The sequence below is a fragment of the Flavobacterium sp. J372 genome, assembly GCF_024699965.1.
Classification (GTDB): domain Bacteria; phylum Bacteroidota; class Bacteroidia; order Flavobacteriales; family Flavobacteriaceae; genus Flavobacterium.
Genome location: NZ_JAJOMZ010000004.1, coordinates 1,344,009 through 1,357,611, shown reverse-complemented (window position 1 = coordinate 1,357,611; position 13,603 = coordinate 1,344,009). Strand labels below are relative to the sequence as shown.

General features: G+C 41.4%; 17 protein-coding genes and 1 pseudogene. 5 read left to right on the top strand and 13 right to left on the bottom strand.

Annotated elements, in window-relative coordinates; translation table 11 throughout:
- Positions 1 to 52 precede the first annotated feature (52 nt).
- Together lipA and gap are read left to right on the top strand one after the other, a co-directional pair.
- Positions 53 to 943 carry a lipoyl synthase gene (gene lipA / locus LRS05_RS06845; protein ID WP_257867627.1) on the top strand — a complete coding sequence of 297 codons (891 nt, stop codon included), beginning with the start codon at positions 53 to 55 and terminating at the stop codon, positions 941 to 943.
- 29 nt (positions 944 to 972) lie between these two features.
- The gene (gene gap, locus LRS05_RS06840; RefSeq protein ID WP_257867626.1) at positions 973 to 1,980 is read left to right on the top strand and encodes a type I glyceraldehyde-3-phosphate dehydrogenase; all 1,008 of its coding nucleotides are present in this window, start codon (positions 973 to 975) and stop codon (positions 1,978 to 1,980) included.
- Positions 1,981 to 2,040: 60 nt separating this feature from the next.
- Here gap and LRS05_RS06835 read toward each other — a convergent pair whose 3' ends face one another.
- The 4 genes from LRS05_RS06835 to LRS05_RS06820 form a co-directional block, all read right to left on the bottom strand.
- Complete coding sequence (locus LRS05_RS06835) at positions 2,041 to 2,199, bottom strand: lmo0937 family membrane protein (protein WP_257867625.1); 159 nt, start codon at positions 2,197 to 2,199, stop codon at positions 2,041 to 2,043.
- 12 nt (positions 2,200 to 2,211) lie between these two features.
- Entirely contained in the window at positions 2,212 to 2,811 is a 600-nt protein-coding gene (locus LRS05_RS06830; protein WP_257867624.1) for a DUF4142 domain-containing protein, read from the bottom strand.
- A 105-nt stretch (positions 2,812 to 2,916) separates the two neighbouring features.
- The gene (locus tag LRS05_RS06825; RefSeq protein WP_257867623.1) at positions 2,917 to 3,843 is read right to left on the bottom strand and encodes a YihY/virulence factor BrkB family protein; all 927 of its coding nucleotides are present in this window, start codon (positions 3,841 to 3,843) and stop codon (positions 2,917 to 2,919) included.
- A gap of 13 nt (positions 3,844 to 3,856) precedes the next feature.
- Positions 3,857 to 5,062 (bottom strand): FAD-binding oxidoreductase, encoded by a 1,206-nt coding sequence (locus LRS05_RS06820; protein ID WP_257867622.1) that lies wholly within the window; start codon positions 5,060 to 5,062, stop codon positions 3,857 to 3,859.
- Between the two features lie 110 nt (positions 5,063 to 5,172).
- Between LRS05_RS06820 and LRS05_RS06815 the strand changes: the two genes are divergently transcribed.
- Together LRS05_RS06815 and LRS05_RS06810 are read left to right on the top strand one after the other, a co-directional pair.
- Complete coding sequence (locus tag LRS05_RS06815) at positions 5,173 to 6,084, top strand: LETM1-related biofilm-associated protein (protein WP_257867621.1); 912 nt, start codon at positions 5,173 to 5,175, stop codon at positions 6,082 to 6,084.
- Positions 6,085 to 6,179: 95 nt separating this feature from the next.
- Positions 6,180 to 6,386 carry an LETM1 domain-containing protein gene (locus LRS05_RS06810; protein WP_257867620.1) on the top strand — a complete coding sequence of 69 codons (207 nt, stop codon included), beginning with the start codon at positions 6,180 to 6,182 and terminating at the stop codon, positions 6,384 to 6,386.
- A gap of 57 nt (positions 6,387 to 6,443) precedes the next feature.
- On the opposite strand, the gene can is transcribed toward LRS05_RS06810, so the two are convergent.
- The 4 genes from can to LRS05_RS06790 form a co-directional block, all read right to left on the bottom strand.
- Positions 6,444 to 7,082, bottom strand: coding sequence for a carbonate dehydratase (can, locus tag LRS05_RS06805; RefSeq protein ID WP_257867619.1), 639 nt, complete (start codon positions 7,080 to 7,082; stop codon positions 6,444 to 6,446).
- A 45-nt stretch (positions 7,083 to 7,127) separates the two neighbouring features.
- A complete protein-coding gene (locus LRS05_RS06800; RefSeq protein ID WP_257867618.1) occupies positions 7,128 to 8,723 on the bottom strand; it encodes a SulP family inorganic anion transporter in 1,596 nt (531 codons plus the stop codon).
- Between the two features lie 75 nt (positions 8,724 to 8,798).
- Positions 8,799 to 9,086, bottom strand: coding sequence for a hypothetical protein (locus LRS05_RS06795; RefSeq protein ID WP_257867617.1), 288 nt, complete (start codon positions 9,084 to 9,086; stop codon positions 8,799 to 8,801).
- 47 nt (positions 9,087 to 9,133) lie between these two features.
- Complete coding sequence (locus LRS05_RS06790; protein WP_257867616.1) at positions 9,134 to 9,634, bottom strand: Dps family protein; 501 nt, start codon at positions 9,632 to 9,634, stop codon at positions 9,134 to 9,136.
- A 108-nt stretch (positions 9,635 to 9,742) separates the two neighbouring features.
- Between LRS05_RS06790 and LRS05_RS06785 the strand changes: the two are divergent.
- A pseudogene (locus LRS05_RS06785) lies at positions 9,743 to 10,689 on the top strand (LysR substrate-binding domain-containing protein).
- Positions 10,690 to 10,735: 46 nt separating this feature from the next.
- Here the strand turns inward: LRS05_RS06785 and LRS05_RS06780 are convergent.
- The 5 genes from LRS05_RS06780 to LRS05_RS06760 form a co-directional block, all read right to left on the bottom strand.
- Positions 10,736 to 10,933, bottom strand: coding sequence for a hypothetical protein (locus LRS05_RS06780; RefSeq protein ID WP_257867615.1), 198 nt, complete (start codon positions 10,931 to 10,933; stop codon positions 10,736 to 10,738).
- Positions 10,934 to 11,068: 135 nt separating this feature from the next.
- Positions 11,069 to 11,731 carry a tRNA (5-methylaminomethyl-2-thiouridine)(34)-methyltransferase MnmD gene (gene mnmD, locus LRS05_RS06775; protein WP_257867614.1) on the bottom strand — a complete coding sequence of 221 codons (663 nt, stop codon included), beginning with the start codon at positions 11,729 to 11,731 and terminating at the stop codon, positions 11,069 to 11,071.
- A 116-nt stretch (positions 11,732 to 11,847) separates the two neighbouring features.
- Positions 11,848 to 12,156, bottom strand: coding sequence for a GIY-YIG nuclease family protein (locus tag LRS05_RS06770; RefSeq protein WP_257867613.1), 309 nt, complete (start codon positions 12,154 to 12,156; stop codon positions 11,848 to 11,850).
- A 171-nt stretch (positions 12,157 to 12,327) separates the two neighbouring features.
- Positions 12,328 to 12,786: a hypothetical protein gene (locus LRS05_RS06765; protein ID WP_257867612.1), complete on the bottom strand. Its 459-nt coding sequence runs from the start codon at positions 12,784 to 12,786 to the stop codon at positions 12,328 to 12,330.
- Positions 12,786 to 13,457, bottom strand: a complete 672-nt coding sequence (locus LRS05_RS06760; RefSeq protein ID WP_257867611.1) for a DUF4920 domain-containing protein — start codon at positions 13,455 to 13,457, stop codon at positions 12,786 to 12,788. Before LRS05_RS06760 ends, LRS05_RS06765 begins: the two co-directional genes overlap by 1 nt.
- Positions 13,458 to 13,603 lie beyond the last annotated feature (146 nt).

Here is a 13,603-nt window from a genome sequence, read left to right as displayed (position 1 = left end):
CACATTCAATTGAAATTTACGTTATCTTTGTAGCACTTAAAGTGAATGTTGGATGGAGACTGTACTTGACACTGCACGCCCGGTAGCACAAGGCGGATTGCTTACGCCAAAGCCCAAATGGCTGCGCGTAAAGCTGCCAACGGGCCAAAAATATACTGAACTGCGCGGACTTGTAGATAAATACAAGCTGCATACCATATGTACATCGGGCAGCTGCCCAAATATGGGTGAATGCTGGGGCGAAGGTACTGCAACCTTCATGATACTCGGAAACATCTGCACCCGATCATGCGGCTTTTGCGGGGTAAAAACCGGCAGGCCTGAGACTGTGGACTGGGATGAACCTGAAAAAGTAGCCCGTTCTATAAAGCTGATGAATATAAAGCACGCGGTAATAACCAGCGTTGACCGTGACGACCTTAAGGATGGAGGCTCTATCATCTGGGCAGAGACTGTAAAGGCAATCCGCAGGATGAACCCTACAACCACCCTTGAAACACTTATCCCGGATTTCCAGGGTATTGAGCGTAACATAGACCGGATTGTTGCAGTAGCACCTGAAGTGGTTTCACACAACATGGAAACTGTAAAACGCCTTACCCGCGAAGTACGCATCCAGGCAAAATATGAGCGCAGCCTCGAGGTATTGCGCTACCTGAAAGATACAGGCATTAACCGCACTAAATCAGGCATCATGCTTGGGCTTGGCGAAACTGAGGAAGAAGTAATACAGACAATGCACGACCTTCGTGCTGTAAACCTTGACGTACTAACCATAGGACAATACCTGCAGCCAAGCAAAAAGCACTTGCCGGTGAAAGAGTTCATAACGCCGGAACAATTCCAGAAATATGAGCAGATAGGCCTTGACCTTGGTTTCCGCCATGTGGAAAGCGGTGCACTGGTGCGTTCATCATACAAAGCGCAAAAGCATATACTTTAATTGGTTTCAGGTTTAAAGTTTCAAGTTGAATGACTAAAACACGAATTGCCATTAATGGCTTTGGGCGTATAGGCCGTAACCTTTTCAGGCTGCTTATAAATCACCAGCAAATAGAAGTTGTCGCCATAAACGATATTGCTGATGCCGCTACGATGGCACACTTGCTGAAGTATGACAGTATACACGGTATCCTTCCTTTTGAAGTAAAGCACACCTTTGACAGCCTGATTGTTGATGGTATATCATATGCATACCTTTCTGAAAAAAATATTGAAAGCCTGGACTGGGCATCGCTTAACATTGATGTAGTTATAGAATCTACCGGAAGGATAAAAAAGCTTGAAGAGGCGCAGAAGCATATCGACTCCGGCGCTAAAAAGGTTATCCTGTCTGCCCCGCCTGAAGATGACAGGATTAAAACCATTGTGCTCGGCGTAAACGAGCAAATGCTTGACGGTACAGAGGTTGTAATATCTAATGCAAGCTGTACTACAAATAACGCCGCCCCAATGATGAAGATCATTAATGAGCTTTGCGGAATTGAGCAGGCATATATTACGACAGTACACTCTTACACAACCGACCAAAGCCTGCATGACCAGCCGCATAAAGACCTGCGCCGTGCCCGTGCGGCATCACAATCTATAGTGCCGACAACTACCGGCGCAGCTAAAGCCCTTACAAAAGTTTTCCCAGAGTTTGAAGGGAAAATAGGCGGCGGCGGCATACGCGTACCCGTACCTGATGGTTCGCTTACCGATATTACCTGCTATGTAAAGCGTGAAGCGTCTATTGAAGAGATTAATGCCGCTTTTAAAGCTGCTTCTGAAAATGAGCTTAAAGGCATCTTAGCGTACACAGAAGACCCAATAGTTTCGGTAGATGTGCTTGGCAACCGGCACTCCTGCCTTTTTGATGCTCAGCTTACATCAGTTATCGGCAGGATGGTGAAAGTTGTAGGCTGGTATGATAATGAGATTGGGTATTCATCGAGATTAATTGATTTAGTAATGCATTTAAAGAAGAATGCCAAATAAGTATAAATAAAAACCCGCTGCGATATATCACAGCGGGTTTTTATATAAATGGCATTAATACTATAATCTCCTTCGGCGTTTAAACAGGTTTACAAGTATTGCTATAAAGGCAACCACCAGTAAAAGATGTATAAGTGCGCTGCCTACATGATAGGCAAAGCTGCCCACCGCCCAGATTATTATAAGTATAACAGCCAGTATGTAAAGTGCGTTTCTCATATGCAATTACAATTATTTCATTGCATCAACTTTCTCTTTTACCATTTTTGAATGGTCAAGATGCTTACGAAGTGTAGGAAGCATTTTTGCAGCCCATGCCCTTATATCAGCATCGGCAGCTTTTTCAGAAGCTTTTTCCATTTTGTCAATCATCTTCTCGTGGCCGTCAACCATCTTGTCAGCATACGCTTTGTCAAAATCAGTTCCGGTTTTGTCATTCATGTCAGCATATTTCTCCTGCACTTTTTCAGTAACCGCAGCTGGCAAGGTGATATTTTTCTTAGTAGCAAGCGCTTTAGTTTCTTCTGATGCTTTTGTATGCTCATCAATCATCATCTGGGCAAGGCCTTTTATATCTGCATTTGTACTTTTTGAAAGTGCCAGTTTACCCAGTTCAATTTCTTTCATGTCAGTTTCTGCAGCATCAACAAGATATTGTGAGTCATCCTCCATCTCGTCATTAGCATCGTCAAATTTTGCTTCGTTCTGGTCTTCAGCAACTTCTTTAGGGTCTTCAGCTTTGTTTTCGTCTTTACATGATACTGTACCAAGCGCCATAGCAAATACTGCGGCACCCAAAAGCATTTTCGCGAAAATTGATACTTTTTTCATAATGGTTAGTGTTTAAATTTATATTGTTTGGAAATACGAATTTAACGCGGAAATGCTTACCGCTATGTTACCATTATCACAATAAGTGTTACAGAAATCTTAAAATCAGGATTTTACATCCTCTTCTATTTCAAACACTTCTTTTTGTATTGTCACGGCGTAACCGTTCGGCACTATACTCTTTCCATACATGGTAGCATATACTTTTGTAAACTCTGCACCAAAGTATAGTATGATGGCTGAATAATAAACCCACACTAAAATTATAACTACTGAGCCTGCTGCCCCATAAGCCGTAGCCACAGTTGAAGTGCCGAGATAAAAGCTGATGCCGAATTTACCTATCATAAACAACACGGCTGTAACGCCCGAGCCTATCAGCGTATCTTTCCAGGCGAGCTTCCCATCGGGCAGTGTTTTAAAGATTACCGCAAACAATAAAGTAATTATTGCCAGCACCACCCCTAAATTTAGACCATATAACAGATATACAGTTGCATTGGGAAGAAACCCTATAAGCTCATCGCTAATCAGGTCAAGTATGGTATTGGCTACCAGGCTTACCAGTAAAATAAACCCCATTACACCTATCATAGAAAAAGACATAAGCCTGTTAAGCAGGAATTTTGAAAGGCCGCGTTTTGGCTTTGCACGCAGCCCCCAGATGTAATTTATTGAGCTTTGTATCTCGGCAAAAACACCTGAAGCCCCTACAAGCAGTATTACAATACCTACTGTCATGGCAAATACATTGTTATGGTTTAGCTCCATATTTTTTATGGTCTCCTGTATCTGGATGGCAGCCTGATTGCCCACAAGGTTTTTTATCTGGCCGTAAAATTGCCCGTTTACGGCATCTTCACCAAAAAATACGCCGCACAAAGACAAGATGATTATAGACAGCGGCGCTATGGAAAATATAGTGTAATAGGCTAAAGATGCGCTTAGCTTAATAGCATTGTCTTCATTAAATTCAGCTGCGGTTTTCTTTAAGACTTTCCAGGTTTTTGTTGCACCCTTCCTGATTTTCATATGTCATTGCAGTTTACCTGTCAAATTTAAAGATTTCAGCGTCTTTATTATCACGGCCAAGTATTAAATCTCTTATAATCTCAGCCCCAATGAGGCTGAAGGTAATTCCGTTGCCGCCGAACCCGAGTGAAAAATAACTGTTAGGCAAAGGTTTGTACTCACCAATGTAGGGCAGCATATCTTTTGTAGAGCCAAATGTGCCGCACCAGGTAAATTCAGGTTTAAAGTTGAGATGAGGAAACAGCTTGTTTGCATCTTCAACCAGGTGCTTAGCCTTATATTTCATTAATTTATCTCTTTTGGCAGGATCATGAAACCATACATCCCTCCCGCCTATCAGCACACGGTTATCCGGCGTTGTGCGCAGGTATAAGTAAGGATTTGCCGTGTTCCATATAAGCGCTTCATCTTTCCAGAATGGGCGCTCATTATACTGCTCGCTTATTACTGCATAAGTAGATTGCAGGTCAACAATCTTTTTATCTATAAAGTTTACAACTTCATATCCCGTTGCGTATACAAGCTTATTGCACTTTACAGTGTAACCTGATTCCGTTTTAAGTGTAACACCGTTTTTATTATGTTTTATCGTTGTAACCTCAGTCCTGTCATAAATATTGACGTTATCTTTTTTATTCCTCCGGTGCTGCAGCAGGCAGTGCGTAAACATGTAGGCGTTTGTTTGTGCAGCAAGTTTTGAGCGTATGGCGCCATGGCCCTTAAAACCGTATTGCTTCAATAATTCATCCGGCTCAAGATATTCCACTTCAAACCCTGCTGCCTTTCGTGCCTCAAATTCTTTCTTCAGCATTGGCACATCCTTTTTAAAAGCTGCATAGTAGATGCTTTGCTTATATTCAAAATCATCCAGCCCAAGCTCCTTTGATATCTTTCCTATCTTGGTGATGGCTTCGCCACAAAGCTGGTAGGCGCGTTCCGCTTTTTCTTTACCAACAGTATCAATAAGTTTACACAGCGGCCTGTCTATTTCATACTGAAGCAAAGATGTGCTTGCGCTGGTACTGCCCAGGCCTATAGTACGGGCATCGAGAGTTACACAATCTATTCCCTCATTTACAAGGTAGTAGCGTACCAGCGCACCTGATATGCCTGCCCCTATAATAACAACATCTGTAGTGATGTCATGGTCAAGTTTTGGAAAAGTAAATGGAAGGCCGTTTTTAACCAACCAAAAAGGATAGCCTGATTTTAGTGTCATAACCGTTGAGTTTACTTACAAAAGTATTTTCTTCTACATCTTCATCATCTATACTTAACATATAGATATTGCATTTTTAACGCTTGTTGAATTTAAATCAATCCGTAGCTTTGCATTACATTCTTAAAGAGATGATCAACCCGTCAGCCCACGGCTGGATAGACAAGTATTTTGCACAAAAAGCTGCAGCAATCAACGATGCCGCAGAGGATGCACTATACCTAAAAATACGTAATACAGGCCTCATATATGGGCATATAATAGCCCCGCAAGGTTTTGAATCAAGTGAGATTAGTGGCTGGACAGATGAAGAGAAGGCCAAGGTAGCACTGCTTGGTGCACTATATTGCACGTGTTGCAATAAAACAGGCCAGCTTGATAAACAGTTTTTTTTAGATGCTGCGCTTAAGTTTTACAGGCAAATCACTCCTCAGGGGTTTGGCCTCCTCAAAAAAGTATTGCCATCATCTCAGCAAAGCCATGAACTTGAAGGCTTTATAGATGAACGTGTACACACGAACGATAACATACTAACACGGAATTTCTCGCACGTAATTACGAATGCGCTATTGTATATGGACGTGCCTGCTTTCGCCAAATTCCTTGAAGGGAATAATGACCCTGCTGTACATATCCGTAAGCTTGAAGAAACTGTAGTAGGTACAGCAATGCTTGCACTTAAAGCAAAGCCTAACACGACAGAATATGACACATTGCTTGAAAAGCTCTTTGAAGCATCGGTACGTTACACAAGGCTTTCCCAAACCGGCCCGGCCGATATAAGTATAATCGATACTGATTATTTTAATACATACCTTGAAAAAGCGTACTTGCTTGATATGGCAGTTATGGCTATATGGAAAGAAGGCAGTGTTGAAAATGCCGACCTTGAATTTGTATACCGCCTGGCGGAATGGCTGGGCATAGATGAAGAAGCCACCGCCGACAGTATTGCCGCTTTTGATGTGTTTATAAAGCTGCACAAAAAAACATTGCCTACTTTAAATACTCAAACCCGGTAAAGCATTTTTATGACCACACGTCACAATTTGTTATCACACTTATAAACAGGAATAAAAAACGCCTGGTTAAAGAGCTTGCCAACAATGGCGAGCTTATGGTACTGCTCACCCATTCTACCCACCGCAGCTTAAGCCCCAAAGAAAAGAAAAAAGTACGCAAACAGCTGCTCGAAATATGCAAAACAGTACCATCGCTAACCATATTCCTGCTGCCCGGCGGAAGCCTGCTGCTGCCATTGCTTATAAAATTTATACCACAGCTCTTGCCATCGGCTTTTAATGAAAACCTTGAAAATGAATAATAAAAAAAGCCCCTCATAGAGGAGCCTTTTACACACATTTAAATTCTATTTACCAAACTAAAATTTTAAACGGTCAGTTTTATCAAGATCTTCATTTCCGCAAAAGTTTACCTGCAGGTCTTTTACTATGCCTGTATCAAGGCCGTAAACCCACCCATGAAGGCAAAGTTCCTGGCCGTTGCGCCATGCATTTTGTACAATAGATGTTTTGGCAAGGTCTGTAACCTGCTCCTTCACATTTATTTCAACAAAGGCATTAAAGCGTGCGGTTTCATCTTCAATGGCGTCAAGTTCTTGGCTGTTAAGCCTGTACACATCTTTTATGTGCCTTATCCAGTTATCTATAAGTCCTATATGGTCACTGCCCATTGCAGCTTTAACCCCACCACAACCGTAGTGTCCGCAAACAATTACATGCTTTACTTTCAATACGTTTACTGCATAGTCAAGAACGCTAAGCATATTCATATCACTGTGTATTACCATATTGGCAATATTGCGGTGTACAAATACCTCGCCCGGCTGCGCGCCAATTACTTCATTGGCGGGCACACGGCTGTCGCTGCAGCCTATCCAAAGCAATGGTGGCGACTGCCCTTTTGAAAGGCGCTCAAAATATTCCGGGTCGTCTTTAAGTTTCGTTTCGCTCCAGATCCTGTTATTGTCTAAAATCTTTTTATAAAAGTCTGTACTCATAGGTTAGATTTGCTTTTATGGGTTTATGTTGTTTATTATAACTGATTATTTTTTATTGTCCGGATGTTCTATAGAAACATAATCACCGGTATTTTCAAGTTCATACGCTTCTTTAAAGCCAAGCAGTATTACTTCAATATTTTCTTCTTTAGCCTTCACATCCCGAAACTCTTCAATAAGCTCAAGAACATCATGAGCTATATACACAGTATCTGATGCATTGATGATAACCTTAGAATTTTCAGGTATTTCATTAAGTGTTGATTTAATTGCTGCTTTGTTCAGGAAAGAAACCTCCTGCGCCAAATCTATATGTATCACATCACCGGCTGAATATTCATCTCTGCGGAAATTATAAGCCCGTTTCATATTGCCGCGCATGATAAATATAATACTTATAAACATACCAATGGCAACACCATACAGTAACCCGAAGGCCACTACAACTACCAGTGTGGCTATGAACGGTATGAACTGGTATTTACCCTTAGCCCAGAAATACTTAAGTTTTGAAGGGCTTGCCAGTTTATAGCCAACCATTAAAAGTACGGCAGCCAGCGTAGCAAGCGGTATCATATTTAGTATCATAGGGATTGCCAGAACACAAATTAAGAGCAGGAAACCATGTATGATGGTTGACATTTTGCTTCGCGCGCCGGCTGCAGCATTAGCCGAAGACCGTACCACAACCGATGTCATGGGCAGGCCGCCTATAAATCCGCTCAATATATTGCCTATACCCTGCGCCTTAAGTTCAATATTAGTGTCAGTATAACGCTTTTGCACATCCATGCGGTCACTGGCCTCAATACATAGTAATGTTTCAATAGAAGCCACCACAGCGATTGTAAGGGCTGTAATCCATACCTGTGTATTGCCTATACCTGTAAAGTCGGGCATAACAAGTACATTGCTGAAATCTTGAAACGACCTTAGCTGAGGCAGCTTAACAAGATGTTCAATCCCGAGAGCAAAACTGCCTGTAGCAATAAATATCTGGTTTATCGCAATACCTGCTGCAACGGCTACAAGTGCACCTGGTATAAGCCTGAGCCTTTTAAGCGCAGGTATTTTATCCCAGGCTATGAGTATGGCAAGCGACACAAGTGATATTATAATTGCACCTGTTTCAAAACGTTCTAAAATCACTGGTATGTCTGAAAACGGATTGGTCCCGTCAAGCCTGAAGAATTGTTCATCTCCCTCATAATCTTTATCATATCCCACCGCATGCTCCAACTGAGTGATGATGATGATCACCCCAATGCCCGCAAGCATGCCTTCAATAACATTGGCAGGAAAATAATTAGATATGCTGCCCGCCTTTAAAAAGCCCAGGATTACCTGGAAAAAACCGGCAAGCACCACAGCAAGAAGGAAAAGCTCAAAAGAGCCGAATGAGGTTATTGCTGCAAGTACAATTGATGTAAGGCCCGCAGCAGGGCCAGATACGCTGATATGCGAACGGCTGAGGCTGCCTATAACGATACCGCCTATTACACCTGCAATAATACCTGAAAGCGGCGGCGCACCAGACGCCAGGGCAATACCGAGACATAGCGGTAAAGCCACAAGGAAAACCACAAGGCCTGAAGGAAAATCTGACCTGAGGTTTGCAAAAATGTTTGTGTTTTTTGTCATAAACCCGATAAAATATAATACGATAAATTGTGCAGGTAAAATTGCCTGCGGCTGCCAGATAGGCTCATTTAAGTACTATACTGTTTCGGGTGGGGGAGAGAAAATTTCTTCAAAGACATTGCCATGCCTTTGAAGATTTTCTGATTTTATTTCTGAAGATTGCTTTGCTGTCTCAAAAAATACCGGCTGGTATTCATATTCTGCGTATGCCTTTACTTCTTTTATCTCTTTCTGTATTTCTTCTTCAGTAAGGCTGTAAACCATAGATATGTCTGCATCATCATTATCTATCAGGCTCACAACTGTAGGAGCCGCCAGGAATGACAGAAACATTATTAAAACTATGTTTACCAGAATTTTCATTTGTGCGAATATACGCAAAAATAGAACCGATCCGGTTAAAGTAAGTGTTATATTTCTTCCTCACACCAGGCCTTAAGCATCCAGATAGTCTTTTCCTGCTCTTTGATAAAGTCGCTCATCATGCTGTTTGTACCTTCATCTCCTATCTTGCCCGATTCGTCAAGTATCACGCGCTCAATCTTTAGCAGGTCTGCAAGTGAGTTCATCACAAGGTGTACAGCTTCTGTATCGCGGCTTACATCACGGCCTACTTCAAGGCGGTTATTTTTTATGTAATCTTCAAATGTATGCAACGGTGTTTTACCAAGTGTAAGCACACGCTCTGCAATCATGTCAATTTTTTCCTGGGCATCGTTATAAAGCTCCTCAAACTTCACGTGAAGCTGAAAAAAACGTTTACCGCGAATATTCCAGTGCACACCGCGAAGGTTTTGGTAATATATCTGGAAATTTGAAAGCAGTATGTTCAATTCTGCTGCAATAACTTCAGATTCTTTGGTAGGTAAGCCCAGTATATTCGTCTCCGGCTGTTGATTTTTATTTGCCATGTTTTATGTTTTTATAGGTTAGTTGAATTTCAAAATTAATCAAAATTAACCCGTGCTTCCATACATTTTATGAAACCTTTTTATATTTTTATAGTCAAAATCTATTTTATGACCATTACCCAGTTACATTATGTGCTGGCCGTTGCCGAACATAAGAACTTTACCCTTGCTGCCGAAAAATGCTTTGTAACACAGCCAACACTTAGCATGCAGATACAAAAACTTGAAGAAGAACTTGGCATCCAGATTTTTGACCGCAGCAAAAAACCCATACAGCTTACCGAAGTGGGGCAGATGATTGTAGTTCAGGCCAAAAATATAGTGAATGAATCAGGCCGCATTAAAGACATTGTTGACCAGCAAAAAGGCTTTATTGGCGGTGATTTTAAGGTTGGCATCATTCCTACTATCATGCCTACGCTGTTGCCGATGTTCATGAATAACTTTATAAAGAAATACCCTAAGGTTAACCTTATAATTGAGGAGCGCACTACATCTGAAATTATTTACATGCTTAAGAACGACCAGCTTGATGCCGCCATAGCCGCTACACCGCTTGGCGAAGAAAGCATTAAGGAGGTGGTATTGTACTATGAGCCGTTTGTTGCCTATGTACCCGAAAACAATCCTTCTTTTAAAAGAAAGAGTTTGAGGTGCAAGACCTTGAAGAAAACCTTGATAACATATTATTGTTGCAGGACGGACACTGTTTCCGAAATAATGTGCTGAACGTTTGCCGAAACACAGCGCTGATGAATGATAACCATTTCCAGATTGAGAGCGGAAGCTTTGAAACTATGGTAAAGCTTGCAGATGAAGGCTTGGGAATGACCATGCTGCCCTACCTGCATACTATGGATATGCCGCCAAAATCGGCCGCAAAACTACGCCATTTTAAAGAGCCGAAGCCATCACGCGAAGTGAGCCTTATATACGGTAAGAAAGAACTGAAGCTTCATATTATTGAAGCACTGCGCAGCACCATTGCCGGCGTAGTTAAAGGCGCCATCGCCTTCCATAACGTGGATATAACCAGCCCGATGCAGAAAAAATAATTTTCACATCTATAAAAAAGAAAGGAGCCCGGTCAGGGCTCCTTTTTTATTGTTCAACGTAGATAAGGCAATCTTTTAATTCCGGCTTTTCTGTAACAAAACCGTGAAGCCAGTCTATCAGTTGCTCTATCTCATAAGGCAATAAAACTTTTATTGCTTTTTCCAGTTCCTTACTAAAAAGTTTCGGGTCGAAGCTTACGCTTTCCAGAATCTTTTTAGTGTAGCTAAACATAGGTCTTGGCATTCTTTCTAAGTGAATAATTAAAGTTATAGGTGATAAGAACGTTTCAACAAATATACTCATAAAACGTTTTCGTAAAACAAATTATTCATATATTTTTATTTAACATTCACAATTACTTAATTTATTAACTAAAATTTAATACTTAATTGCTTGCAGAATTTCACGCTTGCCGGGTGGCCCCGCTAACTTTTTTACAGTAAAGCCCGCTGCTGTCATTGCGTTTTTGATAACAGTACGGCAGGCATAAGTTATGAGTACACCATTCGGTTTCAGAGCTGTATACATGAGCCTGAATATATCTTCACCCCAGAGCTCGGGCTGGGCATGGTATCCGAAAGCATCATAATATACCAAATCATACAAATTTACATCTTCTATTTCCTGAAAATGCTGCTGCCGCTTTGTTAACGTAAAATTTGCGGAAACTTTAACTTCATCTCCCCATGGTGCGGTATGCATTTTAACGAAAAAATCTTTGCAATTATGAGCTTGCAGTTCGTTTACATAATTCAGTTGTGCAATTTCTTCTTCGGAAACCGGGTAAGCCTCTACACCTGTATATTTAATTTGCTGCCCTGATTTCTGCGCTTCAAGAAATGTCATAAAGGCGTTTAACCCGGTGCCAAAACCACATTCCAGTATATCTATATCTTTACCTTCAAACATCGCCAGCCCATTCTGTATATAAACATGCTGTGCTTCCTGTATCGCCCCAAATTTGGAGTGATAGCTTTCCTTCATCTCCGGGATGTGGATGGTAACAGAGCCGTCAGCGGTTTTTATTATTTCTCTTTTCATCTAAGTCAAAATTACGCTTTTCCATTTCGAGCGGAGCTTGCGGAGCCGAGAAATCTCAGTTTTAATTCAGAAATTTCTCCACTTCGGTCGAAATCCACTTCACTTTGGCTCACCACTCAAATATCATCGTTTAAAAATTTCCATTCAGGATTAAAGTCTGTAATTAATGCTTCCTTCTTCTCCCTATTCCACTTTTTTAACTGTGTTTCTCTGTCAATTGAAGTTTGTACATCTGCGTACTTCTCCCAATACAATAAATATCTACAGTTATATTTGGCTGAAAAAGCCTTTGAATGTGCTTCGGGATTTTGATGGTAGTACAACCTCTCTTTTAAATCATTGGTAAATCCAATATACAGTACCGTTTTAGCTTTGTTTGTAATTATATAAACATAGTAGTTGTGTGTACCTTTTGTCTGAAACATTTGGCTACTGTTTTTCTCTATACTGTGTTTCCATTTCGAGCGGAGCTTGCGTAGCCGTGAATTCTTTAATGGGCTAGAGATTTCTCCACTTCGCTTCACTGCCTTGCGCTCCGGTCGAAATGGAACTTCACTCATAAACCAGAAAGCCCATCTTAACAGACAGGCCTTTGTTTACTTTATATACAATTTCTTTATCCTCGGTATTGGGCCTTCACACTTTTGCTCATGGCAGGCTACGCAAGACTGGACCGCATCGTTGAAATGCTGTTTTGCGTTCTTCGGGTCCGCATAAATCTTTCGCTGTGCCGCGATGAACTTAGCCGCCTGTTCTTTGAAAAATGCGTCATTCTCACTCGGGTCGGTCATTGCAGACGAGTGCATTTTCAAAATATGCTCCGGGAAAGTCCCAATCGTATCGCCCGAGATAATACGCTCTTTCAGGCGCTGGTTATCCACATACATCTGCTCCATAAGCGCTGCCATTTCGCTCATCTCATACATCTTAAATTCCTTTTTGGCTTTAGGAGCTTTGGCTATCGTATCTGTAATAAGTTTTTCAGCTACATCTGCCTTTTTATCACAGGCAAAAAGAAATGTGCAGCACAAAGCAGCGGTTATCAGCTTCTTCATTATTTGCTTATCAGTACGCCGTCAGCCATGAATTTATATTCCACTTTTGGCTCAGTGATTTTTGCAATTTCAGCATCGCTCTGGCCGCCATCCTTGGCATAGTGCCTTAGCGCCGCTACCGATGTTTCGCTTACAAAAGCCTTTCCGCTTACAATTGCTTCACTTTCGGCAGCGTTAAGCGGTACAAAAAATGCATAATCTTTAAACTTTACGAAAGATTCTTTACCACCCGGTAGTTCCATTGCCATCCAGCAGCCTTTCTTCTGGCAAACATCTTTTACTTTCGATTTAAATTTCACCGCGATGGTATCACCCGGCTTCATTGTCCTGTATTTCTTCAGCATCTCATCTTTAGAAAGCGCATTTACAGCCGCAATTTTATCACCGAACGATGCATATTCTACCTTAACTTCTGCAGCGGGCTTTACAGCGGTTACTTTTTTATCTGAAGGCTTTTCATCAGCTTTTTTAGCGTCAGCTTCTACAGCAGGCACAGCACCTTCTTCAATACCAGTTTCTGTTGACACTACGGTATCCGTATCTACTATTGTAGTATCAGCTTTACCCTCAATAACAGTCTCTTCAGTTGTAACAGTAGTCTCTTTAGATTCTTTATTCTGGCAGGCCGCAAGTGTAATAAGTGCAGCAGCCGCAATTGCTATTTTTTTCATGAGATGATTAAACGGTTAAAGGACAAAGGTAAATAGAAAAACGAAACAGCAAAATTTTAGTGAGCACTCGCAGTCACAGTTTACAGTAAATCACGAGAATAACTTTAAATAACGGCCCTTGAAACGCGGTGGTATGAAACTGAGAC

Bases quoted from the DNA above. Each gene is read 5' to 3' on its own strand.
- lipA (WP_257867627.1), top strand. From the start codon at position 53: ATGGAGACTGTACTTGACACTGCACGCCCGGTAGCACAAGGCGGATTG.
- gap (WP_257867626.1), top strand. From the start codon at position 973: ATGACTAAAACACGAATTGCCATTAATGGCTTTGGGCGTATAGGCCGT.
- LRS05_RS06835 (WP_257867625.1), bottom strand. From the start codon at position 2,199: ATGAGAAACGCACTTTACATACTGGCTGTTATACTTATAATAATCTGG.
- LRS05_RS06830 (WP_257867624.1), bottom strand. From the start codon at position 2,811: ATGAAAAAAGTATCAATTTTCGCGAAAATGCTTTTGGGTGCCGCAGTA.
- LRS05_RS06825 (WP_257867623.1), bottom strand. From the start codon at position 3,843: ATGAAAATCAGGAAGGGTGCAACAAAAACCTGGAAAGTCTTAAAGAAA.
- LRS05_RS06820 (WP_257867622.1), bottom strand. From the start codon at position 5,062: ATGACACTAAAATCAGGCTATCCTTTTTGGTTGGTTAAAAACGGCCTT.
- LRS05_RS06810 (WP_257867620.1), top strand. From the start codon at position 6,180: ATGGTACTGCTCACCCATTCTACCCACCGCAGCTTAAGCCCCAAAGAA.
- can (WP_257867619.1), bottom strand. From the start codon at position 7,082: ATGAGTACAGACTTTTATAAAAAGATTTTAGACAATAACAGGATCTGG.
- LRS05_RS06800 (WP_257867618.1), bottom strand. From the start codon at position 8,723: ATGACAAAAAACACAAACATTTTTGCAAACCTCAGGTCAGATTTTCCT.
- LRS05_RS06795 (WP_257867617.1), bottom strand. From the start codon at position 9,086: ATGAAAATTCTGGTAAACATAGTTTTAATAATGTTTCTGTCATTCCTG.
- LRS05_RS06790 (WP_257867616.1), bottom strand. From the start codon at position 9,634: ATGGCAAATAAAAATCAACAGCCGGAGACGAATATACTGGGCTTACCT.
- LRS05_RS06780 (WP_257867615.1), bottom strand. From the start codon at position 10,933: ATGCCAAGACCTATGTTTAGCTACACTAAAAAGATTCTGGAAAGCGTA.
- mnmD (WP_257867614.1), bottom strand. From the start codon at position 11,731: ATGAAAAGAGAAATAATAAAAACCGCTGACGGCTCTGTTACCATCCAC.
- LRS05_RS06770 (WP_257867613.1), bottom strand. From the start codon at position 12,156: ATGTTTCAGACAAAAGGTACACACAACTACTATGTTTATATAATTACA.
- LRS05_RS06765 (WP_257867612.1), bottom strand. From the start codon at position 12,786: ATGAAGAAGCTGATAACCGCTGCTTTGTGCTGCACATTTCTTTTTGCC.
- LRS05_RS06760 (WP_257867611.1), bottom strand. From the start codon at position 13,457: ATGAAAAAAATAGCAATTGCGGCTGCTGCACTTATTACACTTGCGGCC.